Genomic DNA, 25,914 nt, shown 5'->3' with positions numbered 1-25,914 from the left:
GTCAGGTACAGCAGATATGGCGCGCTATGCAGACAGGCGAGCTAGCATTACGACATTGTTCGGCTTCATCAAATCTAGTCCGTGGGTCGGACCCCAATGCCGCAGTATATTGGCTTGCCGCATGATGAGGGGGAGGATCCTTCTTTTATAGCGCGAAGGCTTCTCATTCTGGCTTCAGAAGATATAGGCAATGCGAATCCCAACGCTTTGCTGTTGGCCAACACCTGCTTTCAGGCCGTCAACGTCATTGGCTGGCCCGAATCCAGAATCATTTTGTCGCAGACGGTAACCTATTTAGCCTCTTCTGCCAAGAGCAATGCAGCCTATGAGGCCATCAATAAGGCACAGGCGCTGGTAAAGGAGACGGGAGATCTTCCTGTGCCGCTGCATCTGCGCAATGCGCCGACGAAGCTGATGAAGGAGTTAAACTACGGTACAGACTATAAATATGCCCATGCCTATCCGGGAAACTTTGTTGAGCAGGAGTTTATGCCCGAAAGCCTTAGTGGGTTGAAGCTGTATGATCCCGGCAAAAATGCGTCAGAAGATAAGCTCAGAGCTGCTTTGCGCGAAAGATGGAAAGACAAGTATCGATACTAGGATTGTCATATATCGATAAAACTTTACATCCTTAAAAAAGTTCGGACGTGAAGGATTTGCTTTATGATTTATTCCTTTTAATTTTGTCCAATGCATACATTTACAGCGATTGATTTTGAATTAGCTACCTCAGGGTATAATAGTGTATGCGCTGTAGGGCTGGTGAGTGTGGTTAACGGCAAAATTGTAAATGAGTTTTATAGTTTGGTGCAGCCGCCAAACAACAAGTATATGTGGCAGACCACCAGAGTGCATGGCATTAAGGCCAAGGATACGATGCATGCACCCACCTTTGGGGAGTTGTTTCCGGAGATTCTGCCTTTGCTGTACGGTCAGCTTATGGTGGCACACAATGAGGAGTTGGACCGCAAGGTGCTGAAAAGGACTATGCAGCATTATGGGTTGGTGTACGAAGATTTGGGATTGCCGGAGACGTGGGAATGTACGAGCAAAATTTACAAGCAACAAGGTTTTGAGAAGACCAAGCTGAGCTTGGTGTGTGATATTATGGGAGTGGAGTTGGACCCACATGATGCTCTTTCCGATGCTCGGGCCAGTGCATTGTTATATATGAAAAAAGATTTGGCCAAGAAGGCTTTAGAACAGTAACAAATAGTAATAAAATAGTTAATATGTCAAAAATCGTTAATGTCGTTTTGTCGGGAGGTGTAGGGTCCAGGTTGTGGCCATTGTCGAGAAAGTCGAGACCTAAGCAATATATTCCGCTATTTGATAACAAATCCTTATTTGAGCTTACGGTATTGCGCAATCAGCCAATAGTAGATAAGACGTTGATGGTGGGCAGTGTGCAGAATGTAGACTTGGCGAAGGCCTTTTTGCCGGCCGGTTCATCTACTATTGTAGAGGCGACACCACGCAATACGGCGGCGGCCATAGCTTTTGCTGCCATGGCCTGTGAACCGGATGACATTTTGATTGTTACTCCTTCGGACCATCTGATAGAAAATCGGGAGGAATACGAGAAAGTGCTGCAGGAAGGGGTAAAGGTTGCCGAGCAAGGCTATCTAGTTACTTTCGGTATCCGTCCTACCAAGCCGGAGACAGGATACGGCTATATAGAATATGAGGGCAATGACGTATTGTCGTTTCGTGAGAAGCCTAATTTGGATACAGCCAAAGAGTTTCTGAAGAAAGGAAACTTTCTATGGAATTCGGGTATTTTCTGTTTTAAGGCTTCGATTTATTTGGAGGAGCTATTCCGTTTTGAGCCTAAGGTGTACCGAGCGGCGAAGGAAGCTTTTGAAGGGGCGGAAAACGGCGTCTTGCCGCTGGAAGTATCGTTAAAAATTCCTTCAAAGAGTATAGACTATGCCGTGATGGAGCGCAGTGAGCGTCTTAAGGTCCTTCCTTCGAATTTTGTATGGTCCGATATGGGGTCGTTTGATTCTATGTACGATTATCTAAAGACGAAGGGACATGCTGTTGACGGTCATGGCAATATGGCCATAGGTACAGACCGTCAGGTGTCGTTCTTGGGGGTTGAAAATACCATTTTAGTATATACAGAAGATGCAATATTAGTAGTTGAAAAGAGTGCTTCTCAGGATGTGAAGCACTTGTATGAAGAGCTTGAGGCTGCTAATTCACCTTTATTATAAATTCTCTATTAACTAATTGCCTGAAATATGGAAGAATCAGAAAATATGAAAGAAACAAAAAACGAAGAACTGAAGCAGGAGGAGCCAAAGCCTCGAAAGGATTATAATCCGGGGCCGCGTGTAGGTATAACATTCTCTACTTTTGATTTATTGCATGCCGGTCATATCATGATGCTGGAAGAGGCTAAGAGACAATGCGATTATCTCATTTGTGGTTTGCAGATAGATCCTACTTTGGACCGGCCGGAGAAAAATGCACCTACTCAGACGGTGGTAGAAAGATACATCCAGTTGAGAGGCTGTAAATATGTAGATGAGATTGTACCTTACTCTACGGAGCAAGACTTGGAAGATATCTTGCGTTCGTTCAAAATTGACGTCCGTATTGTGGGTGAAGAGTATAAAGACCGTGACTTTACGGGTAGAAAATACTGTGAAGAGAAAGGCATTGAGCTTTACTTCAACAGTCGTGATCATCGCTTCTCCAGCTCAGGCTTACGCAAGATTGTAGCTCAGAAGGAAGCCGAGAAAATGAAGAAGTAAAGAAATAACTACAAAATAAGACAAAAAAACCGGGGTTTTGATGACCCCGGTTTTTTTATTGGGCATCTTTGTATAAAATAATTTATGACCTATGAATGTGTATGTTATAATATTGGTTGCAGGAATTTTAACCTTAGGAGTATTTATCCTATCTGAAATAAAGAAACGCAAAGTGTTTGATGATTTTATCAAACTAAATGTTTCTTGTCAATTTCCTGAGATTTCTGTTTCGAGCAGATCGGCACGTTTTGGAATGATTGTTTTGGATCTACTATCGGTAGAGGGAGATTTCAAGACTTTGCATATAGATAGTGTAAGAGTAAACACACCGAAGCTGAAGGTTCGTTCTCATGGCAGAATAAGTGCTAAAGCACCAGTGGAGCCACATACCGCGTTTTCTGTAGGTGTACGTGGGGATCGCGAGGTGTTGAGAAAAGACCTGAAACGTGTACGTGTATTTATTGAAGGCGAGCTCATTACGGCTTCTAACAAAAGAGTGAAATTTAAGAAAGCATTGCCTTTGACGCAGGAGGTAATTGAAATGCCTAAGCCAAATATTTTTGAGCTAGCGCCTTATGCGTTGAGAAAAAGTGTGGTATAGTAGAAAGATCTCTAAGCTGTTGTACAGGTAGATTTACATTTACTCTCTTGTCTTCAAAAAATTTAAATCTACTAATTCAGGAGAATAAAGCCGTTTCATTGTATATGAGACGGCTTTATTATTGCAGGAATATTTAGTCAATATGAGGAAAATAGATGTATTTTTGTTCATTGTGTTTCATTACTTTAAAGTATGAATAAGATTGCTGTGGTCGGTCAGGGATATGTGGGTCTTCCTTTAGCTGTTGCCTTTGCTAGACATTTTCCTGTAATAGGCTATGATACTAATATTAAGCGAGTTCAAGAGATCCAATCTGGATATGATAGGACGCAAAGAGGTTTCAAAAGGTGAAGACTTTGGTGGGGGTTAGTGCGTATATCTGATGATACAGCACATGAGAAGGGATATATCATTACCTCAGATTCGGAGAGAATAGCCCTAGCGAATATATATATTATCACTGTTCCTACACCTATCGATCAGTTTAATTCTCCCGACCTGTCGTATTTGCTTGCAGCCTCAAAGACTGTGGGTGAAGTGCTGAAAAAGGGAGATACGGTCATTTATGAATCTACCGTTTATCCGGGTTGTACGGAAGAAGACTGTAGTTCATTTCGWTTTAGAGAAATATTCAGGTTTAAAGCTCAATAAAGATTTTTATGTAGGCTATTCTCCGGAAAGAATTAATCCTGGAGATAAGATACATACATTAGAAAATGTGGTAAAGGTTACTTCTGGTTCTACACCGGAGGCGGCAGTATTTATTGATAATCTTTATCGTGTCATCATAAAAGCCGGTACATATAAGGCGGAATCTATCCGAGTAGCGGAGGCAGCCAAAGTTATAGAGAATGCACAACGGGATCTTAATATATCCTTTGTGAATGAGCTGGCCTTGATTTTTGATAAGATGGGTTTGGAAACTTCGGAAGTATTGAATGCTGCAGCAACAAAATATAACTTTCTAAAATATAAACCCGGACTGGTAGGAGGACATTGTATTTCTGTAGATCCTTATTATTTGACTTATAAAGCGACAAAGTTGGGGTATGTTCCTGAGGTGATTCTGTCCGGCAGAAGAGTGAATAACAAAATGGGAGCCTTTGTTGCCTCGAAAACCATAAAACTGATGTTGCAAAAAGGGATTTCTGTCAAAGGAGCTAAAATTCTTATTTTAGGATTTTCATTTAAAGAAAACTGTCCTGATGTGAGGAATACGAGCGTCATCAATATTTACAAGGAACTATTGGAATACGAGACGCAGCCTGCTATCTGTGATCCATGGGTAGATAAGAAAGAGGTGGAAGATTACTATGGAGTACATTTGTTGGATATAGAGCGTATTTATGAAGACAAGTACGATGCCATTATTGCGGCTGTTGCACACGACTGTTTTAAAGATTTAGAGCTACAAAAACTTCAGTCTGATAATTGTGTGATTTTTGATTGTAAATCCATTTGGAATAAAGAAGTTTCAGATACAAGGTTGTAAACTTCAATGCTTGACGTCTGAAATTGAAATTATATCATTTCATGAATAACATGAGTAAAACCATCATTATAACAGGAGGAGCCGGCTTTATAGGTTCGCATGTTGTCCGGGAGTTTGTCAATAAGTATCCGGACTATCATATTATCAATCTGGATGCTTTGACTTATGCCGGCAATCTTGAAAATCTGAAGGATATAGAAAATAAGCCCAATTATACGTTTGTAAAGGCTGATATTCGGGATGCGGAAAGGGTAAATGTTATTTTTGACACGTACAAGCCGGACGGGGTAATCCATCTTGCTGCCGAGTCACATGTGGACCGTTCTATTGCGGATCCTATAGCTTTTGTGATGACGAATGTCGTAGGTACGGTCATTCTGCTGAATGCGGCACGCCGCGTGTGGGAGGGGCATTACGAGGGCAAGAAGTTCCATCATGTTTCTACGGATGAGGTATATGGCACTTTGGGAGCGGAAGGTCTTTTCACGGAAGAGACGGCCTACGATCCACATTCTCCTTATTCGGCGTCGAAAGCATCTTCCGACCATTTTGTTCGGGCGTACCATGACACCTATGGATTGCCTACTGTTATTACCAACTGTTCGAACAATTATGGTCCTAACCATTTTCCGGAGAAGCTTATCCCGCTATGTATCAATAATATTCTAAATAGCAGGCCGCTACCTATCTATGGGGATGGCAGCAACACAAGAGACTGGCTGTTTGTCATTGACCATGCCCGTGCCATAGACTTGGTGTTCCATCATGGAAAGGTTGGGGAGTCTTACAATGTAGGTGGTTTCAACGAGTGGAAGAATATAGATTTGGTACGTGAGATATGTCGCCAGATGGACGAGAAGTTGGGCAGGCCGCAAGGTACGGCGGAGCAGCTTATCACTTTTGTGAAGGATAGACCGGGGCACGACTTACGTTATGCCATCGACGCCACCAAGATCAACAAGGAATTGGGTTATAAGCCGTCGGTGACTTTTGAACAAGGATTGTCCATCACGATAGACTGGTTTTTGAACAATAAGGAATGGTTGGAAAACGTTACTTCCGGAGAATATCAGAAGTACTACGAAAATCAATACAATAAGTAAGCATGAATGCACTGGAAACGAAGCTGCAGGGCTGTTTTATCTTGGAGCCTACCGTCTTTGAAGATGAGCGCGGATATTTTTTCGAGGTGTTTAATGAGAAGAAATTTGCCGAGTTGGTGGGTTATGTTCCTTCTTTCGTGCAGGACAATGAGTCGCGGTCGACCTATGGCGTAGTGCGGGGGCTTCATCAACAGGGCGGGGGGGGCATGCTCAAGCCAAGCTGGTACGTGTGATACAGGGAAGAGTGTTGGATGTCGCCGTGGATGTCAGGGAAGGCTCTCCTACATACGGTCAATATGTTGCCGTAGAGCTCTCCGAAGAGAACAAAAGACAGCTGTTCATTCCTCGCGGCTTTTTACATGGCTTTGCGGTATTGTCCGAGACGGCCGTTTTCTCTTACAAATGCGATAATTTCTATAATAAAGAATCCGAGGATGGGGTCTTTCCGTTGGATGAAACCTTAAATATCGACTGGCAGATTCCGCGTGAGAAGATGATTTTGTCTGAAAAAGACAAAAATGCCCGTAAATTCAGATAACATGATGAACAGGCAGCGAATAGTGATTACGGGAGCCAGTGGGCAGCTGGGGTCCGAGCTGAAAGATCTTTTGTCAGGAGAGCCGTTGTGGGATTGTGTTTTTTTAGGCCGGCAGCAGCTGCCGCTGGAGCAGACGGAAGCTATTGAAGGGCTGTTGTCCGGCTATGCACCGGATATCATCATACATGCCGGAGCTTATACTGCTGTGGACAAGGCTGAGGAAGAAGCGGATCTGGCCGACAAGGTCAACCATCTGGCTTGTGCGGAAATTGCCCGCTATTGCCGGCATCACCAGGTAAAGCTTATTGCTATCTCCACCGACTATGTTTTTGATGGACTTTCGGAGGAGCCACTCAATGAGGAGGCACCAACACGGCCTATAAACCGCTATGGTATCACGAAGCTGGAGGGGGAGAAAGCCATTCAGAAGATATGTCCTGACGCCATCATTATCCGTACATCGTGGGTGTATTCCTCGTATGGGCGCAATTTTGTGAAGACCATGCTTCGGCTGATGGATGAAAGGGAAGAGATAAGTGTGGTAAACGATCAGGTGGGTTCTCCTACCTATGCTGCCGACCTGGCGACAGCGATAAGGGATATCCTCAAGGCAGAGAGATGGGTGCCGGGAGTCTATCATTATTCGAATGAGGGACAGCTTTCTTGGTACGATTTTGCCGTAGCCATCAAAGAGCTAGCAGGAAAATCTTGTGTGGTAAGACCTATCTCTTCGGAAGAATTTCCTACTATGGCGAAGCGGCCGAAGTATTCGCTTTTGGATAAAGCAAAAATTAAGCAGACGTTTGGGCTTGAAGTTCCGTATTGGAAGGATAGTCTGCAGAGTATGTTGGCAAAGATTAACTCACAAAACAGTAAATAATAAAAAAGATATGAAAGGAATCATATTGGCCGGAGGATCGGGGACGCGCTTGCATCCTCTGACATTGGCGGTATCGAAACAGTTGATGCCGGTGTACGACAAGCCTATGATATATTATCCTTTGTCCACGCTGATGTTGGCCGGAATCCGGGAGATACTCATCATTTCAACGCCTCAAGATTTACCTCATTTCCAAAGACTGTTAGGTGACGGCTCTTCGTTGGGCTGCCGCTTTGAATATAAGGAACAGCCTTCGCCGGACGGCTTGGCACAAGCTTTTATTTTGGGCGAGGAATTTATCGGGAAAGATAAGGTGGCTCTGATTCTGGGCGACAATATTTTTTATGGGTCAGGGATGTCCAAGAAGTTGCAGGCCTGTGCTGATCCAGATGGCGGCATTGTTTTTGCTTATGCTGTGACCGATCCTGAACGTTATGGTGTTGTGGAGTTTGACGAAGAGAGGAAGGTTTTGTCTATTGAGGAGAAACCTCAGCATCCTAAGTCCAACTATGCCGTTCCGGGGCTTTATTTTTACGACAATGAGGTGGTGGAGATTGCCAAAAGCATAAAGCCTTCGGCACGAGGGGAGCTGGAAATCACAGACGTGAATAATACCTATCTGCAGAAAGGAAAGCTAAGGGTGCAGGTCTTTGACCGAGGGACAGCCTGGTTGGATACGGGGACCATACAGTCGTTGATGCAGGCAGGTCAGTTTGTGCAGGTGATCGAAGAACGTCAGGGACTCAAAATAGGTGCTATAGAAGAAGTAGCTTACCGTATGGGCTATATTGATAAAGAGCAGCTATTAAAGCTGGCTGAACCTCTACGCAAAAGCGGGTATGGAGAGTATCTGCGGCGGGTGGTGACGATATATTAGCAAGTATGTAAATTAATGTGTAAAAATAAAACTTTTTTGATATCTTTTTGCAGCGCTAATTTTAGCGCTATCTTACATCTATCTATCTGTGAAATAATAAAACCTAAACAATATTCACATAAGGTATTACTTACAAAAAAATGAAAAAAATATTAAATAACCGGAGGAGCTGGATTTATCGGTTCCAATTTAACTGAGTATTTCTTAAATAAGGGTTATAAGGTCGTTGTTCTTGATAATTTTGCTACGGGGTTTCGTCATAATATAGAGCAACATTTCGATAATCCTAATTTTACTTTAATAGAAGGAGATATCCGTAATACGGAAGATTGTGTAAAGGCCGTTCAAGGTGTGGAATATGTATTGCATCAGGCGGCATTGGGTTCGGTTCCTCGCTCCATAAAAGATCCTCAGACTTCCAATGAGGTGAATGTTTCCGGTTTTTTAAATATGTTGGTAGCGGCTAGGGATGCAGGGGTAAAACGTTTTATCTATGCTGCTTCCTCTTCTACGTATGGTGATTCGGAGTCTCTGCCTAAGGTAGAGGATAAGATTGGAAAGCCTTTATCGCCATATGCTATTACCAAATATGTGAATGAGTTATATGCCGATATATTTTCCAAAATCTATGGGATAGAAACCATAGGTCTTCGCTATTTCAATGTTTTTGGCCGTCGCTAGGACCCTAATGGGGCATACGCTGCGGTAATTCCTTTGTTTGTGAAGAAATTGATGAATCATGAGAGTCCGGTAATCAATGGTGCCGGCGATTATTCGCGTGATTTTACGTATATAGATAATGTCATCCAGATGAATGAGCTGGCGATGACGACCACCAATGCGGAGGCGGTCAATACCGTCTACAATACAGCAGTAGGAGACCGTACTACCTTGAATCAGCTGGTAGGCTATCTGAAGGAATTTTTGTCGGAATATGATCCGGAGATAGCAAAGGTAGAAGTGATTCATGGCCCTAACCGTCAAGGTGATATTCCGCATTCTTTAGCTTCTATTGACAAGGCTAAGCGTTTGTTGGGTTATCAACCTACTCATGCTATCCGCGACGGTCTGAAAGAGGCTGTGAAGTGGTATTGGGAAAATTTGAAATAACATTACATCGAAATAGAACACTAAGTTTATATGAAAAAAATAGCAGTAATAGGTCTTGGATATGTAGGGTTGCCTTTAGCCCGTTTATTTGCCACCAAATATCCTGTTGTAGGTTTTGACATCAATCAAAAACGTATTAAAGAGCTTCGGGAAGGGAAAGATTTGACCTTGAGGTGGAAGACGATATTCTACAGGCGGTACTGGTTCAGGATAATCCGCATATCACAAATGAGAAAGGCCTATACTGTTCGTGCGAGCTGGAGGATATAAAGACTGCTGACTTTTATATTGTTACGGTACCTACACCGGTAGACAAGCATAACAGACCGGACCTTACCCCTCTATACAAAGCCTCAGAGACGGTAGGAAAGGTGCTGAAGAAAGGCGATATTGTGGTGTATGAATCCACTGTATATCCGGGGGTTACGGAAGAAGAATGTATTCCTGTGCTGGAAAAAGTTTCAGGTCTGAAATTCAATGAAGACTTCTTTGCAGGCTATTCTCCTGAGCGTATTAACCCCGGAGACAAAGAACATACCGTAGAGAAGATTTTGAAAGTGACTTCCGGGTCTACTCCAGAGATAGGGCAAGTCGTAAACGAAATTTACAAATCGGTAATCACAGCGGGAACGCACTTGGCGCCATCAATTAAGGTGGCGGAAGCAGCAAAAGTTATAGAAAATTCACAACGTGATATTAATATTGCCTTTGTCAACGAATTGGCAAAGATTTTTAACTTATTAGACATTGATACCCATGCGGTATTGGAAGCTGCCGGTACGAAATGGAACTTTTTGCCTTTTAAGCCGGGATTGGTAGGTGGTCATTGTATTGGTGTAGATCCGTATTATTTGGCACAAAAAGCACAGGAAAAAGGGTACCATCCAGAAATTATTCTGGCAGGTCGTCGTTTAAACGATTCCATGGGTGAGTATGTAGCTTCGCAGGTGGTAAAAACCATGATCAAAAAGAATATCAAAGTTAATGGTGCTAAAGTATTAAATCTTGGAATTACATTTAAAGAAAACTGTCCGGATGTAAGAAATACCAAAATCATAGATGTTATTTCCGCTTTGGAAGAGTATGGTCTTAAGGTAACCACCTATGATCCTTGGGCTAACCCTGAAGAAGTGAAACACGAGTATGGATTGGATTGTTGTATGGAAATGAATGGTGGAGCGAAGTTTGACGCCATTGTGCTGGGGGTTGGCCCATAAAGAGTTTTTGAGCTTAGACCTCAATGCACTGAAGAAAGAGCAGGCTATAGTCTATGACGTGAAAGGGATATTGGCCCAATCCGACAGTAAGTTGTAATTTTGAGATACATTATTAGTCCTATTAATAGGATAAGCTGATTCCTTATGAAGCATATATTAATTACCGGAGGAGCAGGATTTATAGGCTCGAACCTTACGGAGTATTTTTTGGGAAAAGGATATTTTGTACGTTGTTTGGACAATTTTTCTACGGGCTATAGGCACAATATTGAGGGTTTTCTGGAGCATGAGTGTTATGAGTTGGTAGAAGGGGATATTCGCGATTTGGAGACCTGTAAGCAAGCCGTTCGGGGGATGGACTATGTCTTGCATCAGGCTGCTTTAGGCTCTGTACCTCGCTCGGTAAACGACCCCATTACTTCCAACGAAGTCAATGTATCGGGGTTTTTGAACATGCTTGTGGCTACTCGTGATGCGGGCGTTAAGCGTATGGTGTATGCGGCCAGCTCGTCTACTTATGGGGATTCTGAGAGTTTGCCGAAAGTAGAAGAAGTGATTGGGAAACCCTTGTCGCCGTATGCCGTTACGAAATACGTCAACGAGCTGTATGCGGATGTTTTTGCGAAAACTTATGGTATGGAATTGATAGGCTTACGTTATTTTAACGTTTTTGGCAGGAGGCAGAACACCAGAGGGGCTTATGCGGCCGTGATACCGCTTTTTACGAAACAGCTCATTCAGCATGAAAGCCCAACCATAAACGGAACCGGGGAGAACTCTCGCGACTTCACTTATATAGACAACGTGATTCAGATGAATGAATTGGCCATGTTGACGGAGAACCCGGAAGCCATCAATACGGTTTTCAATACGGCCGTAGGGGATAGAACCAACCTCAATCAGTTGGCGGGTTATATCAAGGAATATTTGACAGAATATGACCCTGCCATTAAAAATATAGAAATAAAATATGGACCCAACCGAGTGGGGGATATTCCGCACTCTTTGGCCTCGGTTGAAAAAGCCAAAAAGTATTTGGGCTATCAACCCAGTCATGCCATCAAAGAGGGCTTAAAAGAAGCCGTGAAATGGTATTGGGGACATAAAACCATGTTGTAGGAAGAAGGAGCCGAGAAAAGAGGTTCTGATATATAAATATTAATGATATTAAAATCTATTCATATGAAAGTAGGAATAACATTTAGCGCTTTTGATCTTTTCATGCCGGACATGTAAAGATGTTGGAAGAAGCCAAACGCCAATGTGATTATTTGATAGTAGGGCTGCAGACCGACCCGACTATCGATAGACCGGAAAAAATCAAACCTACTCAAACCGTAGTGGAACGCTATATTCAGCTAAAGGCATGCAAGTATGTGGATGAGATTGTGCCGTATGCGACAGAACAGGATTTGGAAGATATCTTGCGTTCGTTCAAAATAGACGTTCGCATTATCGGAGAAGAATATAGAGACAAGAACTTTACGGGCAGAGCCTATTGTGAAGAGAAGGGGATTGAGCTGTACTTCAACAAAAGAGACCATCGCTTTTCGAGCAGCGGGCTTAGGAAAGTAGTGGCTGAAAAAGAGATAAATAAAAAAGTGTAAGGTTTGTTTTGTCCTGCAGAGCACTCAAAGATTACACAGAGAATCACAAAAATCTTTTAGATTTTTAAATTAATATGAAAAAAATAAAAAATATCACTTGTATAGGGGCCGGGTATGTGGGCGGCCCGACGATGTCTGTCATTGCTCAGAAGAATCCGGATATCAAAGTAACGGTAGTTGATTTGAACGCTGCCCGCATTGCGGCATGGAATCACGAAGACCTATCGAAACTACCCGTATATGAGCCGGGATTGGATGAAGTTGTAAAAGAGGCTCGAGGCAGAAATTTATTCTTTTCTACGGATGTGGACCGGGCTATAGATGAAGCAGATATGATCTTTATCTCGGTAAATACGCCTACGAAGACCTACGGGAAAGGGAAAGGACAGGCGGCCGACTTGAAATATATTGAGCTTTGTGCCCGACAAATCGCTCGCGTAGCCAAGAACGACAAAATCGTAGTTGAGAAGTCGACGCTGCCGGTACGTACGGCCGAAGCCTTAAAGAGCATCCTGCACAACACGGGTAACGGGGTGAAATTTCATATATTATCTAACCCCGAGTTTTTGGCCGAAGGGACGGCGATACAGGACTTACACCACCCGGACCGAGTGTTGATTGGTGGAGAAAACCCGGAAGCCATACAAACCTTGGTAGATATCTATGCTGTCTGGGTGCCGAAAGAGAACATCATTACGACCAACTTGTGGTCGTCTGAGCTATCGAAGTTGGTGGCCAATGCTTTTTTAGCCCAAAGAGTATCGAGCATCAACGCCATCTCTGAGCTGTGTGAAGTGACGGGGGCCGATGTGAACGAAGTGGCGTATGCCATAGGGAAAGACAGCCGCATAGGGCCTAAATTCCTGAAGGCCTCGGTAGGTTTTGGAGGGTCATGCTTTCAGAAAGACATATTGAATCTGGTGTATATCGCCCGAAGTTATAACCTGAACAAAGTAGCGGACTATTGGGAGCAGGTCATCATCATGAACGATCACCAGAAGGAGCGCTTTGCGGATAAAATCATCAAAACGCTGTACAATACCGTAAACGGCAAAAACATTGCCTTTCTGGGTTGGGCTTTTAAGAAAGACACGAACGACACTAGAGAATCGGCGGCGATTTATGTAGCCGACCATTTGTTGGAAGAAGAGGCGTTTATTACCGTATATGACCCGAAAGTGAGTGCGGAACAGATTTATGCTGACCTAGATTATTTAGGGACTCGCTCACCAGAGGAGAACCGAAGATTGGTAAAAGTAGTAAATGACCCTTATGAAGCTTGTCAACAAGCACATGCTGTGGCTGTGCTGACTGAGTGGGACGAGTTTAAGACCTACGACTGGCAAAGAATATACGATAACATGTATAAACCAGCCTTTGTGTTTGACGGAAGAAACATTTTGGATAAGTCTGTATTAGAAAACATAGGTTTGGTTTATCAGGGAATTGGGAAATAACGGAGTTTACTGCGGATTAAAGTCTTCAACAGGTATGAAAAAAATTTTAGTTACTGGAGCGGCCGGATTTATAGGGTTTCATCTTTGTGAAAAGCTATTGGCTTTGGGGTATGAAGTCGTAGGGTTGGACAACATCAACGATTACTATGATGTCAACCTGAAGTATGCCCGTTTACAGGAGTTAGGTATAGATAGGGAACCCGCTTCGGAATTCAACCAATATGTTCACTCCACAAAATATGGTGAGCGTTTTTGTTTTGTACGAATGCATCTTGAAGACAGGGTTGAGCTCCCTAAGCTATTTGAAAAGTTTGACTTCGAGAGTGTGGTTAATTTAGGGGCCCAAGCCGGAGTGCGATACAGTATTGAAAACCCGATGGCATATGTGGATAGCAATGTAGTGGGGTTTGTCAACATTTTGGAGGCTTGCCGTCATCACAAGGTGATGAAATTGCTATATGCCAGCAGCTCGAGTGTATATGGGAATTCTGTAGATGTTCCTTTTTCTACGGACCAGAGTGTGGATAACCCTATCAGCCTTTATGCTGCGACTAAAAAGAGCAACGAATTAATGGCCTATACGTATAGCCATTTGTTTGGTATACAAACCATAGGTCTACGCTTTTTTACTGTCTACGGACCATGGGGAAGACCCGATATGGCGATGTTCTTGTTTACCGATGCCATCTTGAACAACCGACCGATACAAGTGTTTAACAACGGAGACTCTCTCGAGATTTTACGTATATCGATGACATCATCAAAGGGATTATATTGATTGTAGAGGATAAAGACCAAGAAGAAAAATATCAACTCTTTAATATAGGGAACAGTAAGCCGGTAAGGTTGCTCGATTTTATTGAAGAGATAGAGAAGGCAACCGGAAAGCAAGCTCAAAAGATAATGATGCCTATGCAACCCGGCGATGTCAACCAAACCTGGGCAGATGTAGAAGACTTACGAAAGAAATATGGCTATAACCCTGAATTTACGGTCAAAGCAGGAGTCAAGAATTTTGTAAAATGGTATACTGAATACTATACAATTAAAAATACGAATGTCTAATAACAAAACCATAGCGAAAAATACTTTATTTCTTTATTTTCGGATGATTCTCACCATGGGCGTCGGATTATACACCTCCCGTTTAGTATTAGACGCACTCGGGGTTGTCGATTACGGAATTTATGGATTAGTCGGAGGGATAGGCTCCATGTTCGCTTTTCTAAACGCAGCCATGTCGTTAGTTACACAGAAATTCTTTTTATTATTGAATATGTTAAACATTGAAAATTGTAAAAATCTAATAAATGAGTCAATTAAAAAAAGGTGCTTTATTGTCTTATATCAATCTTTTTGTTACGAATGTAACAGGGATTTTGGTCACTCCTTTTGTGATTAAGTCATTAGGAGATAGCGAATACGGACTTTATACGTTGATCGGAGCTTTTGTAGGTTATTTATCTGTGTTGGATTTAGGATTGAATAATGCCATTATACGTTTTGTCGCTTTGTATAGGGCAGAAAAAAATAAAAAAGCAGAAAGAAAACTTTTTAGCCATTAGCTTTCTGATTTACGGATTGATAGCTCTTTTGATTATGGCAGGAGGAGTTGTTTTTTATCTGAATACAGAAAACCTTTTTGGAGATACACTTACGCCTACAGAGTTAGAAAAAGCCAAGATAATGCTATTAATACTCATTGCTAATATTGCCATTACAGTACCGGGAGGAGCTTTTGCAGGAATATGTTCGGGTTATGAACAGTTTGTATTTCCGAGATTACTGACATTGATTAAGCATATCGTTCGGACGATAATGATTTTCGTGATATTATACAAAGGAGCTGATGCTTTGGGAATCGTTATATTAGACAGTGTAATGAACTTATTTTTTATCGTGGGAACCGCTTTTTATGTTTTTAAAGTATTTGAAAGTGAAAATAAAATTGCACGAGTATAAGTTTTATTATGTAAAAGAAATCTTTCAGTATTCGTTTTGGATATTTTTGTTTGGACTGATCTATCAATTTCAGTGGAGGACAGGGCAAGTCGTTTTGGGTACAAATACCGATACGGTAACCGTGGCGATTTATGGCGTTGGCGTGATGCTCGGGATATATTATACTACGTTTGGTAATGTTATTAACGGTTTATTATTACCCAAAGCGGTACAATCTATACAATCGGGAATGAACGGAGAACAACTAACCCGGCAAATGATAAAGGTAGGTCGTATTACATTGATTCTGTTGCTTTATGTATTAGGTGCTTTTTTTCTGACCGGACAAGATTTTATCTATTTATGGGTAGGAGAAACCTATGAGCTTTCTTGGTTAATCGCTTTACTGATTATGGCTGTTTACGTATTACCGATTAGTCAGGGATTTGGACACGCAGTATTGGAAGCCAAAAAATTAGTTAGGTTTAAAACCTTATCGTTTTTGTTTTTTTTGTGTTTTGGGCATAGTTGCAGGAACTTTACTGTCTTACCGATACGGAGCCTTAGGAATGGTAAGCGGTGTGGTAGCGAGTTTATTTGTATTGCAAAATGTAATGAACTTTTATTACCATAAAGCAGCGGAATTGAATATTGCACAGTTTTTTAAACAAACTTATATCCGCATTGCCTTGCCTTTTTTAGCAGTAGTGGCAATTTCGTACTACATCAATACATTTTTTGAGGTTACTTGGCTACATTTTGCAGTATCTAATCTTATATACAGTATTTTGTTTTATTTAGCTATATATTTATTATATATGAATAAAGTGGAACGAAACATGATTCTTAAAATAAGGAAACGATGAATGAAAATTTACCTTTTATATCAATAATCATTACTTGTTTCAATAGTAAAAAAACTATTTTAGAAACAATAGATTCAATTGTAAATCAAACCTATCAATATTGGGAATGTATTATTGTAGATGATAAATCGACAGATAATTCACAGGAGATTATTCGTGATTATATTAAAGATGATGAAAGATTTCTTTTTATTGAAATGCAATCAAATAATGGGAAATCATTTAATTTAAACTATGCTTTAAGCATTACTAGAGCTGAAATAATAATTAATAGTTAGATAGTGATGATATTCTTTCAAAAGAATGCATTAATAATCGATTAAAAAAAATAACAAAGGGATTTAGATTTTTATGTTTTTCCCAATTACCATAAATTTGATGATGACATAGAAAATGCAAAAAGCGATCACAGATTACTTCCATCTAATTATTTGCGAAATTTTATAATACATAAACTACCGACACCTTGGCAAGAAACTGGAGTTCTATGGAAGAAGGAAGCGATATTGAAAATAGGAGGATACAACGAGAATTTATCTAGAATCATAGATGTAGATATCGCTTCACGAGCATTGATTTTTGGTTTGAAATATGAAGTTTTTCACGAATTAGAAGCTGACTACTATTACAGGTTAACAAGTGATGAAAAAAATATTAAAAGTAAGAGAAATAAATTCTTTATTGCTTCAATGACATTTATAGAGGAAATAAGGTTATTTACACAACAAAATTCTCCCGAAAAACTTAAAGAAGTTGAAAAATATTTATATCATTTCTTTTTATCTGTTTTAGCAATGACTTTGGTGTCTCCTCTAATTTGATGAAAAAGACAGTTTAAAACTGATTGAATGTGCTAAAGAAAACCAACTAATTCGTTCTAAAGGTTGGGGTATATTCTCAAAAAGCATAACTCACAAATTAACTAAACTACCAATTATAAGAACTTTGATTTGGAGAGGAACTAATATGTATATCAAGAAATAATATAACCTATGACTGGCATATCCATTATCATACCCACACTTAATCGCACCAAATTTCTAAAAGATACTTTGGATGATTTATTGGTGCAGGAGTTTGAATATCCGTATGAAATTTTGATTGTTGACCAATCTACCCAACCTGATGAAGTGATTTTAAAGCACATTCAAGGAAAACCCAACGTCAGGTACTACCACATTACGCAATTCAGAGGATTGCCCGAAGCCAGAAATTTTGGTTGGCAAAACGCTGTCTATGATTATGTCTTGTATGTGGACGATGACATACAATGCCAATCTAACTTATTGTCTGAACACTATAAATACCTGACAAACCCTGAAATCGGAATTGTAGCCGGAGGTATTACAGAAGCATATAAAGGTAATCAGGATTGCAAGGTTGGAAAATTTAAAACATCCTCTGCTACACCATTAAGAGGCTTTCACAAAAAGGGCGCTTTTGAGGTTGATCATGGAGGAGGCGGTAATTTTAGTGCCAAAAAGGATATATTAAAGGTCGTAAACGGAATAGATGAACATTTGACCAAGGGAGCAGCATTATATGAAGAAACTGATGTCTGTCTTCGTGTAAAAAAAGCAGGATATAAAATATTTTTTAACAGTGAGGCTCACGTAGTGCATTTGGCAGCTGCACAGGGGGTTGCAGAGTAGAGGAAATAGATAAATATTTGTATTCGTTGGTCAGAAACAGAAGCCTTATTATAGAAAGACATATCACGGGTTTTTATAAAATAACAGCAGAACTTTACCTTTTTAAACTATTTTTGGCTTATGTTTGGTCATATAAAAAAGCAAGTCTTTTCAAGGTGTATCGAAATGCCCGAAAAGAAGGAAGAAAAGCAGGGAAGCAACCTGTAAAATGCATGATATGGTATCATACTACCCAAATATTGGACAACTGCATAAATGTTTAAATTAGCAGTTGAAAATGAAAAAAGAACGCAGGAAATTCAGTGCAAGCTTTAAGGCGAAGGTAGCCATAGAAGCTATCAAGGAGCAGCAGACCATCCAGGAACTGGCTGTTAAATACGAGTTGCACCCAACACAGATCAACACCTGGAAACGGGAGTTTTTGGATAATGCGGAATCGGTTTTTACCACAGAGAAAAGCCCGATAAAGGATGACACCAAAGAGAAAGAGCTTTATTCCAAGATTGGGGAACTACAGATACAGGTTGATTTCTTAAAAAAAGTATTGGGCAAATGAGTCTTGACGAGAAACGCGGGCTTGTTTGCCCTTCCTATAAGAAAATGAGCGTTTACGGGCAGTGCAAAGTTATTGAGTTGCCCCGTAGCAGTTATTATTTTAAGCCCAAGGGAGAATCTCTGTTCAACCTGCAGGTTATGAATGCCATAGACCGCAAGTTTCTGGACTGTCCCTTCTACGGCGTAGAGCGCATGACGGACTATTTGAGGCAGGATCTGGGTTATTTCGTTGGGCATAAGCGTATTCGTAGGCTATATAAGCTCATGAACCTAAAAACCATACATCCTAAAAAGAATCTGAGCAAAGCAAATAAGGCAGACTATAAATTTCCATACCTGCTCAGGAATCTTAAGATCGAACGTGCAAACCAGGTATGGCAGGCAGATATCACCTACATCCCCATGTTCAAGGGCTTTATGTATATGTTTGCTATCATCGATGTATACAGCCGAAAGATAATGGGGTGGGACGTATCCAATACAATGAATGCTGAATGGTGCAGGGATGTACTGGTAGATACGATCCAAAGGCATGGTAAACCCGAGATATTCAATACCGATCAGGGTTCTCAGTTTACATCTGAGGTTTTTGTGAAAGCCTTACAGAAAAATGAGGTAAAAATATCAATGGATGGCAAAGGTAGGGCGCTGGACAACATCTACATTGAAAGGTTCTGGGGATCGCTCAAAAGAGAGAAGATATACCTCAATCCACCCAATGGGGGTGTTGATCTGTACAAGCAAATCAAAGAGTATGTATCATTTTACAACTCCGAAAGAAGGCACAAGTCATTAGCTAGAATAACACCCGATGAAAAATTCTATCAGGAAATTAAAAATGTATCGTAATTATATCTTAGTTTAGTAAAAAGTTGTCCAGCAAATAGGGAGTATCATATATGGAAAGAATAGCTATTTTAATTTTAGCGCATAAAAATGAAAACCAAATCAAACGGTTGATAAGAGCTTTATCTCATGATTATGTGGATATTTATATTCATTTGGATAGCAGATTCGGGAGTATTGAAAATCTTAAAAAAGACTTCTCAGATAGCAAACAGGTTTTTTTTATTAAGAATAGACAAAAATGCTATTTGAATACTTACAGTTTAGTTGATGCTATATTTTATCTTATAGAGAATGCATATCATAATAATGGTTATAAATACTATATTCTGTTGAGCGGACAAGATTATCCAATAAAGCCGATGAATTACATATATAATTTTTTGTTAAATTCTTATCCTAGAGAGTTTTTAGATTATACAAAAGTAGAATCAGGAACGTGGTGTGAAACTTGGGGGCGGAAAGTTTTTAATCAATATCTAAGAACAAGATTATTTGATGTAATTGGAGGTCGTCTATATTTTAGTAAAATAGGTTCTTATTTAAGAGCGCCCATAAAATTGATAATAGATAATATCGAAACGATACTATATGGAAAACCAATTGAAAATCTAAAAAAAATAGGACTATCATATTCTGCCGGTTCGATGTTTTGGATGCTGACAGATGATTCCATTAAATATATTTTAGATAAGTTTAAAAATAATGATACAAAAGAAATAATATCTATTTTTAAAAGAACCCAAACACCAGAAGAATGTTTTTTTTCAAACTATTTTAGCTGAATCTCCATTTATTGATAACATAAAAAATATAGAATCTTTTAAAAACTACTCAGATCCAAATATTACCAGAATGGATATGAAGTCATATACTTCGTTTTATATTCGATTATAAGGACGGAGTTCATTCGGGACATCCATACAACATAAGATATCAAGATTTTGATTTACTAATTAATGCAAATAGTCTTTTTGCCAGAAAATTTGATGAAAATTATGATAGAGAAATATTAGATATGATTGATGAACACATAAAGATTGATGCAAAATAAACACCTCCTTATATTTTCTTATGATTATCCGCCATCTAATGGTGGTATTGCTCGTTTGTGTCAGGAGATAGCAACGGGAATGAATGATTATTATACGTCTGTTACGGTACTTACTGTAGATAAAGAAGGTATCAGCAAACCGTATAATTACGAACAGGTAAAGATTGTTAAATTACCTGCAAAGCGGCTTTTGTGTGAATTAGCAGCTTGGTGGTATCTGTTGCGATTGCCCAACAAGAAACATACAGATGTATTGTGCGGTTTGTGGCATCCGGAAGGAATTATGTCTTTGCTAGCAGGAATAAAAAACACGTTTATTTTGGCTCACGGTACAGAGTATTTATCGGGAACATCGTCTTTTCGCAAAAGGTTTTGGCACCCTGTTTATTGTAAATGGGTATTGGGAAAAGCCAAAAAAGTCATTGCCAACAGTCATTATACACAGCAATTGACTTTGGGTATCAACCCGAAAGCCCGAAGTATAGGCTTGCCTTTGGCTGTCAATCACGAGTATTTCAAACCGATAGCGACAGAAAAAGATTCGCAATTTCTTAAACTTTGTACCGTATCAAGGGTATTACAGTTCAAAGGACACGATTTCATAGCACGTACGATCGCATCTCTTCCTGACCAAATTAGAAATCAAATACGATGGAATATTGGTGGTACAGGTCCTTATTTGGAGGAGTTAAAAAGACTGGTTAAAGAGTTAGCGATAGAAGAAATAGTTACCTTTCATGGTTTTGTGCCGGATGAAGAATTACCGTATTTTTACAATGCCAATGATGTGTTTATTCTTTGTACTCGGGAGCAGGAAGACAGTACGCAGGTAGAAGGTTTCGGTTTGGTGTTTTTGGAGGCGCAGGCGTGTGGGATTCCTGCAATCGGAACACGAACGGGAGGTATTCCCGATGCAATAAAACACGGACAAGGAGGCTGGCTGATTGAGCAGGATAACCAAGAGGAATTAAGTGATTTGTTATGCCTGTTGGTCGAAAACAGAGACCTCGTTAACCAAATGAGTCATATTGCCCGAAATCGTGTGGAAAGGGAAGCCACTTGGCAGTTGTATTGTAATAACTTGAATAAACTGATGCAATGATACCTGTAGAATATTACAGTGCTGTATATTACCTCACGTTGTCCTTTGCTGTGGTGTTAATGGCTTTGCCTTTGCTTGCACATAGTTCGCTTAAGTCATATCATTCTTCTACCAACGATTGGAATAGCGGTATTATCCTGCTTATTTGTGTCTTATTTATCGGATTACGAGACCCTTGGGGAAGTTGGATGTATTTAGGAGATACGGGAGCTTATACCAGAACATTCGAGAATATAACCTCAGAAAAGCTGTTGGATTCTAAAGACTACGGCTTTGATTTGTTTATGTACCTATCTGCTCAGGTGATGAGCATACAATTGGTTTTATTTTTTATGTGCATTGATATATGTTGGATTGCCATATTTAGCTTTTCGTAAGTGGTTTGGCGGTAGGGCTTGGTTAGCCTTATTGGTCTATGTGACGGCAATGTCGTTCTGGGCTTTTGGTATCAATGGGTTACGAAACGGTCTTGCGGCAGCTTTTTTCATCTACGGAATTTCGTTTATAAGACAGCCTTTGAAATTGACCATTTGGTTAGTTATAGCTATTGGCTTCCATAAATCGATGCTTTTACCGGTAGCGGCATTCGTATTAACAAGGTTTATAAAAAGTACAACATTGTTGATCAGAGTTTGGTTATTAGCAATTCCTGTTGCCTTCTTTTTTGGGAATGGTCTTGAAACAGCCATCAGCAGTTTTTTTGATATAATTGGTTTATCGGATAAAAGGACAGAAAACCTATTTGTGGAGGAACTGGATGGTCAAGCTGTAAGTCGCTCCTTTCGTTTAGATTTTATTATTTATAGTGGTGTTGCGGTGTTTTTAGGGTATTATTATACGGTCAAAAAGAAATTTAGCGATATTTTTTATGCCCGCTTGTTAAATACCTATCTTATTGCGAATACAGTTTGGATTCTGATGATATATGCTGCTTATACCAACCGTACTGCATACTTGTCATGGTTTATTATGCCCTTGGTTTTAATTTACCCTTTGTTAAAAGCACAATTTGTAAGAAAACAAAGTCATTGGGTATTTTGGATTGTTATTGGAAGTTTAGTATTTACTTTGTTGATGTACTTCAAATAAAAAATGAAATTCAAATATAAAATAACTGTATTTACACCAACTTATAATCGTAAGCATACCTTATCAAGCTATACGAGAGCCTTGTAAATCAGACGTACAAAAATTTTGAATGGTTGATAGTCGATGATGGAAGTACGGACGATACTCAAAACATAGTTAATGATTGGATAAAGGAAGGAGAAATCCCTATACGGTATTACAAACAGGAAAACGGAGGAAAACATCGTGCCATTAATAAAGGATTAGATGTAGCACAAGGGGAATTGTTTTTTATCGTGGATAGTGATGATATTTTGCCAGTTAATTCTTTAGAAATTATCAATAATAAAGTAGATGCAATTTTTGCTAATAATAAAATTGCAGGAGTAGTGGGAAGAAAAGCATATTTTAACGGTAAAAAAGTAGGAACTACAGAATTTTTCGAAGATAAAATTTCGAATGCACTCGATATTAGATTTAAGCATCATTTAAAAGGTGATTTAGCAGAAGTGTTTAAATTAGATATTTTAAAAGAGTACTTATTTCCTTCATTTGAAAAAGAAAGGTTTTGTCCAGAAGCATTGGTTTGGAATAGAATAGCCGAAAAATATGAGATGTTATATTTTGATCAAATAGTCTATAAATGTGAATATTTAGAAGATGGATTAACCTCAAAAATAACTAAACTTAGACAGCAATCACCAAATTCTTCTATGTTGTATTATTCCGAATTAGAGAAGTATAATATTCCGTTGATTCAAAAAATAAAGGCCAATATTAATTTTTGGAGGTTTTCTTTTGCAAGTCCAAACTCAATAATTCAAAACTTACAAAGAGTCAGTGTAATATTATCTATAATAGGGTTGCCTATTGGTTTTGTTATGGCAATAAACGATAAACGAAAAATATGAAAGTACTTCAAGTTATAAATTCTTTAGGTACTGGTGGAGCCGAAAAACTCATATTGGATACTGTTCCAAAATACAGAGAAAAAGGATTACAGGTTGATGTACTGTTATTATGGGATAATAATTTTGAATTTACTAAAAAATTAAAAGAATCTAATTGCTGTGCAATTTATACGCTATCGAAATCTGAAAATTATAAAGATATTTATAGCATAAAGCATATTTTTAAAATGATATAAAATTTTTAAAAATTAATTGATGTTGTTCATGTACACTTGTTTCCTTCTCAATATTTTGCAGTTTTAGCAAATTTACTTATTGGTAATTCAAGAAAGCTGTTATTCACTGAGCATAATACAAGCAATACAAGAATGAATTTTTTTGTATTCAGATTTTTAGATCGTCTTATTTATAAAGGGTATAAAAAAATAATAGCAATTACTGATGATGTGAAAAATGTGATGGAAAATTATTTAAAAGAAAAGAAAATAATAACCATTAATAACGGAGTAGATATTGAAAAAATTAAGATAACGAAAGAAGTCTATAAATTATCTTTAAACTCAAACTTCAAAGAATCTGATGTAATTTTAGCACAAGTAGGAGGATTTAGAGAACAAAAAGATCAAGATACAACAATTCGTGCATTAAAATATCTTCCAGAAAATTTTACTATTTATTACTTGTAGGAGATGGAGTTAGAAAAAATGAATTAGTAAAACTAGTTAACGAAAATAATTTAGGAAACAGAGTACATTTTTTAGGAGTACGAAATGATGTAAATAGTATTTTAAAATCAGTAGATTATGTTGTTGTATCTTCTCATTGGGAAGGTTTTGGGTTAGCCGCTGTAGAAGGAATGGCTGCTCAAAAGCCTGTATTAGCATCAAATGTGAAAGGCTTAGGTGAAGTAGTAAATGGTGCTGGAATACTTTTTGAAAAAGGTAATGAACAAAGTTTGGCTGAAAATATCCTTACATTACATTCAAATCCATTACGCTATTCAGAAATAGCAAATAAATGTTAATGAAAGGGCTCATAAATATGATATTTCCTTAATGGTAGATCAGCACATTGAACTTTATAAAGAAATTTATGAAAACTAAAATCATTAGAACATCAACAGTAGCAATGTCGCTCAATTTGTTGTTGAAAGGACAATTAAGTTTCCTTTCTAATCATTATGATGTTATTGCTGTTTCTGGTTATGATAATGATTTGGAAGAAGTTAAAAATAGGGAAAAAGTTGCTATTCAAAATATAAAAATGGAGCGAAAAATAACTCCTTTTCAAGATTTGATTTCACTTTATAAACTTTATAAATTTTTTAAAAGAGAAAAACCAAACAATAGTTCATTCCATTACTCCAAAAGACAGGGTTACTAAGTATGATGGCTGCCAAATATGCAGGAGTACCTATTCGACTGCATACTTTTACAGGATTAATATTTCCAAGTAAAAAAGGACTTTTTCAAAAATTGTTAATCATGATGGATAAAGTACTGTGTTGGCATGCAACTCATATTTTTCCTGAAGGAAATGGTGTAAAACAAGATTTAGAAAAATATAAAATCACTTCAAAACCTTTAAAAATTATTGCAAACGGTAATGTAAACGGAATTGACGTAGATTATTTTAATGTTGAAAATGTAACCATCGAAGAAAAACAAAAGTTAAAAAATGAATTGAATATTTTATCCGAAGATTTTGTTTTCATTTTTGTAGGAAGATTAGTAGGAGATAAAGGAATAAACGAGTTGGTGACCGCTTTTAACAGGTTAGATAATCCTCGTGTAAAACTTGCTTTTGGTCGGTCCATTGGAGTCGGAGCTGGATCCTTTGCATCCTCAGACTTTAGCACTTATTCAACAGCATCCTAATATTCTGTCTGTAGGCTTCCAAAAAGATGTCCGTCCTTATTTCGCTATTTCTCATGCTCTTGCTTTTCCTAGTTATAGAGAAGGTTTTCCGAACGTGGTCATGCAGGCGGGAGCAATGGAGCTTCCATGCATAGTTTCGAACATCAATGGATGCAATGAGATTGTGGTAGAAGGGGAGAACGGATTAATAGTTCCGACAAAAGATGAAGAGGCCTTATATCAGGCAATGTGTAGACTGATAAACGAAGAAGGTCTTTATAAATAAAATGAAATACTAAGACTCGAAATATGATAACGAGTCGCTATGAACAAAAAGTAGTCTGGAAAGCGCTACTGGAAGAATATAGAAAACTGTTAAAAAAAGTTCTTATACATCTCCCACCCCCTTTTCTTTTAAC

34 protein-coding genes and 4 pseudogenes are annotated in these 25,914 nt (G+C 39.0%); all 38 read left to right on the top strand.

What is annotated here, in order from left to right; all coding sequences use genetic code 11:
- Positions 1-45: 45 nt before the first annotated feature.
- Positions 46-600: pseudogene (locus SD31_RS05430) on the top strand (replication-associated recombination protein A); the annotation flags it as partial.
- A 90-nt stretch (positions 601-690) separates the two neighbouring features.
- A complete protein-coding gene (locus SD31_RS05425) occupies positions 691-1,209 on the top strand; it encodes a 3'-5' exonuclease (RefSeq protein ID WP_039053390.1) in 519 nt (172 codons plus the stop codon).
- A 23-nt stretch (positions 1,210-1,232) separates the two neighbouring features.
- Positions 1,233-2,219, top strand: coding sequence for a mannose-1-phosphate guanylyltransferase (locus tag SD31_RS05420; RefSeq protein WP_039053389.1), 987 nt, complete (start codon positions 1,233-1,235; stop codon positions 2,217-2,219).
- Between the two features lie 27 nt (positions 2,220-2,246).
- Complete coding sequence (locus SD31_RS05415; protein ID WP_231561209.1) at positions 2,247-2,762, top strand: adenylyltransferase/cytidyltransferase family protein; 516 nt, start codon at positions 2,247-2,249, stop codon at positions 2,760-2,762.
- 91 nt (positions 2,763-2,853) lie between these two features.
- On the top strand, positions 2,854-3,363 hold the full coding sequence (locus tag SD31_RS05410; RefSeq protein WP_039053388.1) for a hypothetical protein: 510 nt from the start codon (positions 2,854-2,856) through the stop codon (positions 3,361-3,363).
- A 192-nt stretch (positions 3,364-3,555) separates the two neighbouring features.
- A pseudogene (locus SD31_RS20650) lies at positions 3,556-4,014 on the top strand (hypothetical protein).
- Positions 3,929-4,855 (top strand): nucleotide sugar dehydrogenase, encoded by a 927-nt coding sequence (locus SD31_RS05405; RefSeq protein ID WP_316929769.1) that lies wholly within the window; start codon positions 3,929-3,931, stop codon positions 4,853-4,855. Before SD31_RS20650 ends, SD31_RS05405 begins: the two are co-directional and overlap by 86 nt.
- A 50-nt stretch (positions 4,856-4,905) precedes the next feature.
- Entirely contained in the window at positions 4,906-5,958 is a 1,053-nt protein-coding gene (rfbB, locus tag SD31_RS05400; protein WP_039053387.1) for a dTDP-glucose 4,6-dehydratase, read from the top strand.
- Between the two features lie 2 nt (positions 5,959-5,960).
- The gene (locus SD31_RS20645; RefSeq protein ID WP_316929768.1) at positions 5,961-6,191 is read left to right on the top strand and encodes a dTDP-4-dehydrorhamnose 3,5-epimerase family protein; all 231 of its coding nucleotides are present in this window, start codon (positions 5,961-5,963) and stop codon (positions 6,189-6,191) included.
- Complete coding sequence (locus SD31_RS20640) at positions 6,188-6,496, top strand: dTDP-4-dehydrorhamnose 3,5-epimerase (protein WP_316929767.1); 309 nt, start codon at positions 6,188-6,190, stop codon at positions 6,494-6,496. Before SD31_RS20645 ends, SD31_RS20640 begins: the two co-directional genes overlap by 4 nt.
- A 1-nt stretch (position 6,497) precedes the next feature.
- Positions 6,498-7,376 (top strand): dTDP-4-dehydrorhamnose reductase, encoded by an 879-nt coding sequence (gene rfbD / locus SD31_RS05390; protein ID WP_231561208.1) that lies wholly within the window; start codon positions 6,498-6,500, stop codon positions 7,374-7,376.
- 10 nt (positions 7,377-7,386) lie between these two features.
- Positions 7,387-8,253 carry a glucose-1-phosphate thymidylyltransferase RfbA gene (gene rfbA / locus SD31_RS05385; protein ID WP_039053386.1) on the top strand — a complete coding sequence of 289 codons (867 nt, stop codon included), beginning with the start codon at positions 7,387-7,389 and terminating at the stop codon, positions 8,251-8,253.
- A gap of 156 nt (positions 8,254-8,409) precedes the next feature.
- Positions 8,410-9,363: pseudogene (locus SD31_RS05380) on the top strand (SDR family oxidoreductase).
- A gap of 30 nt (positions 9,364-9,393) precedes the next feature.
- Positions 9,394-10,677 (top strand): annotated as a pseudogene (locus tag SD31_RS05375) (nucleotide sugar dehydrogenase).
- A gap of 47 nt (positions 10,678-10,724) precedes the next feature.
- Positions 10,725-11,699 (top strand): SDR family oxidoreductase, encoded by a 975-nt coding sequence (locus tag SD31_RS05370; RefSeq protein ID WP_039053385.1) that lies wholly within the window; start codon positions 10,725-10,727, stop codon positions 11,697-11,699.
- Positions 11,700-11,818: 119 nt separating this feature from the next.
- On the top strand, positions 11,819-12,187 hold the full coding sequence (locus SD31_RS05365; protein ID WP_231561207.1) for an adenylyltransferase/cytidyltransferase family protein: 369 nt from the start codon (positions 11,819-11,821) through the stop codon (positions 12,185-12,187).
- Positions 12,188-12,261: 74 nt separating this feature from the next.
- Positions 12,262-13,644 (top strand): nucleotide sugar dehydrogenase, encoded by a 1,383-nt coding sequence (locus SD31_RS05360; protein WP_039053384.1) that lies wholly within the window; start codon positions 12,262-12,264, stop codon positions 13,642-13,644.
- A gap of 34 nt (positions 13,645-13,678) precedes the next feature.
- Positions 13,679-14,422, top strand: coding sequence for an NAD-dependent epimerase/dehydratase family protein (locus SD31_RS05355; RefSeq protein ID WP_231561206.1), 744 nt, complete (start codon positions 13,679-13,681; stop codon positions 14,420-14,422).
- A complete protein-coding gene (locus SD31_RS18525) occupies positions 14,419-14,709 on the top strand; it encodes a hypothetical protein (protein WP_231561205.1) in 291 nt (96 codons plus the stop codon). The genes SD31_RS05355 and SD31_RS18525 overlap by 4 nt, the downstream gene beginning before the upstream one ends.
- Before the next feature lie 245 nt (positions 14,710-14,954).
- Positions 14,955-15,209, top strand: coding sequence for a lipopolysaccharide biosynthesis protein (locus tag SD31_RS15055; RefSeq protein WP_052258689.1), 255 nt, complete (start codon positions 14,955-14,957; stop codon positions 15,207-15,209).
- 34 nt (positions 15,210-15,243) lie between these two features.
- Positions 15,244-15,606, top strand: coding sequence for a hypothetical protein (locus tag SD31_RS15050; protein ID WP_156138219.1), 363 nt, complete (start codon positions 15,244-15,246; stop codon positions 15,604-15,606).
- Positions 15,560-16,219, top strand: a complete 660-nt coding sequence (locus SD31_RS15045; RefSeq protein ID WP_156138218.1) for a lipopolysaccharide biosynthesis protein — start codon at positions 15,560-15,562, stop codon at positions 16,217-16,219. Before SD31_RS15050 ends, SD31_RS15045 begins: the two co-directional genes overlap by 47 nt.
- 228 nt (positions 16,220-16,447) lie before the next feature.
- Positions 16,448-16,729, top strand: a complete 282-nt coding sequence (locus SD31_RS05345; protein WP_052258685.1) for a glycosyltransferase family 2 protein — start codon at positions 16,448-16,450, stop codon at positions 16,727-16,729.
- A gap of 228 nt (positions 16,730-16,957) precedes the next feature.
- Entirely contained in the window at positions 16,958-17,272 is a 315-nt protein-coding gene (locus tag SD31_RS05340; RefSeq protein ID WP_156138217.1) for a hypothetical protein, read from the top strand.
- Positions 17,273-17,443: 171 nt separating this feature from the next.
- Positions 17,444-18,103, top strand: a complete 660-nt coding sequence (locus SD31_RS05335) for a glycosyltransferase (protein ID WP_197053550.1) — start codon at positions 17,444-17,446, stop codon at positions 18,101-18,103.
- A 277-nt stretch (positions 18,104-18,380) separates the two neighbouring features.
- Positions 18,381-18,659: a transposase gene (locus SD31_RS05330; RefSeq protein ID WP_039053382.1), complete on the top strand. Its 279-nt coding sequence runs from the start codon at positions 18,381-18,383 to the stop codon at positions 18,657-18,659.
- Entirely contained in the window at positions 18,656-19,507 is an 852-nt protein-coding gene (locus SD31_RS05325; RefSeq protein ID WP_039053381.1) for an IS3 family transposase, read from the top strand. Before SD31_RS05330 ends, SD31_RS05325 begins: the two co-directional genes overlap by 4 nt.
- Positions 19,508-19,557: 50 nt before the next feature.
- Positions 19,558-20,289: a beta-1,6-N-acetylglucosaminyltransferase gene (locus SD31_RS05320; RefSeq protein ID WP_039053380.1), complete on the top strand. Its 732-nt coding sequence runs from the start codon at positions 19,558-19,560 to the stop codon at positions 20,287-20,289.
- A gap of 258 nt (positions 20,290-20,547) precedes the next feature.
- Positions 20,548-21,660, top strand: a complete 1,113-nt coding sequence (locus SD31_RS05315; protein WP_039053379.1) for a glycosyltransferase family 4 protein — start codon at positions 20,548-20,550, stop codon at positions 21,658-21,660.
- On the top strand, positions 21,657-22,037 hold the full coding sequence (locus SD31_RS05310; RefSeq protein ID WP_039053378.1) for a hypothetical protein: 381 nt from the start codon (positions 21,657-21,659) through the stop codon (positions 22,035-22,037). Before SD31_RS05315 ends, SD31_RS05310 begins: the two co-directional genes overlap by 4 nt.
- A complete protein-coding gene (locus SD31_RS05305; RefSeq protein WP_039053377.1) occupies positions 22,015-22,749 on the top strand; it encodes an EpsG family protein in 735 nt (244 codons plus the stop codon). The genes SD31_RS05310 and SD31_RS05305 overlap by 23 nt, the downstream gene beginning before the upstream one ends.
- A gap of 62 nt (positions 22,750-22,811) precedes the next feature.
- Positions 22,812-23,639 carry a glycosyltransferase family A protein gene (locus SD31_RS05300; protein ID WP_197053552.1) on the top strand — a complete coding sequence of 276 codons (828 nt, stop codon included), beginning with the start codon at positions 22,812-22,814 and terminating at the stop codon, positions 23,637-23,639.
- Positions 23,636-23,875, top strand: coding sequence for a hypothetical protein (locus tag SD31_RS15035; protein ID WP_052258684.1), 240 nt, complete (start codon positions 23,636-23,638; stop codon positions 23,873-23,875). The genes SD31_RS05300 and SD31_RS15035 overlap by 4 nt, the downstream gene beginning before the upstream one ends.
- A 15-nt stretch (positions 23,876-23,890) precedes the next feature.
- On the top strand, positions 23,891-24,325 hold the full coding sequence (locus SD31_RS15030; protein WP_082021826.1) for a glycosyltransferase: 435 nt from the start codon (positions 23,891-23,893) through the stop codon (positions 24,323-24,325).
- Positions 24,283-24,663, top strand: a complete 381-nt coding sequence (locus SD31_RS15925; RefSeq protein WP_082021825.1) for a glycosyltransferase family 4 protein — start codon at positions 24,283-24,285, stop codon at positions 24,661-24,663. Before SD31_RS15030 ends, SD31_RS15925 begins: the two co-directional genes overlap by 43 nt.
- 68 nt (positions 24,664-24,731) lie before the next feature.
- Positions 24,732-25,022: a hypothetical protein gene (locus SD31_RS17145; protein ID WP_197053548.1), complete on the top strand. Its 291-nt coding sequence runs from the start codon at positions 24,732-24,734 to the stop codon at positions 25,020-25,022.
- A 2-nt stretch (positions 25,023-25,024) separates the two neighbouring features.
- Positions 25,025-25,516 (top strand): hypothetical protein, encoded by a 492-nt coding sequence (locus tag SD31_RS17140; RefSeq protein WP_197053547.1) that lies wholly within the window; start codon positions 25,025-25,027, stop codon positions 25,514-25,516.
- Positions 25,476-25,781, top strand: coding sequence for a glycosyltransferase (locus SD31_RS17135; protein ID WP_197053546.1), 306 nt, complete (start codon positions 25,476-25,478; stop codon positions 25,779-25,781). The genes SD31_RS17140 and SD31_RS17135 overlap by 41 nt, the downstream gene beginning before the upstream one ends.
- Positions 25,782-25,914 lie beyond the last annotated feature (133 nt).

Source organism: Sphingobacterium sp. T2, from assembly GCF_000814685.1.
Lineage (GTDB): Bacteria > Bacteroidota > Bacteroidia > Sphingobacteriales > Sphingobacteriaceae > Sphingobacterium > Sphingobacterium thermophilum.
The sequence above is the reverse complement of the archived record's forward strand: the minus strand, read 5'-3'. Positions and strand labels throughout refer to the sequence as shown.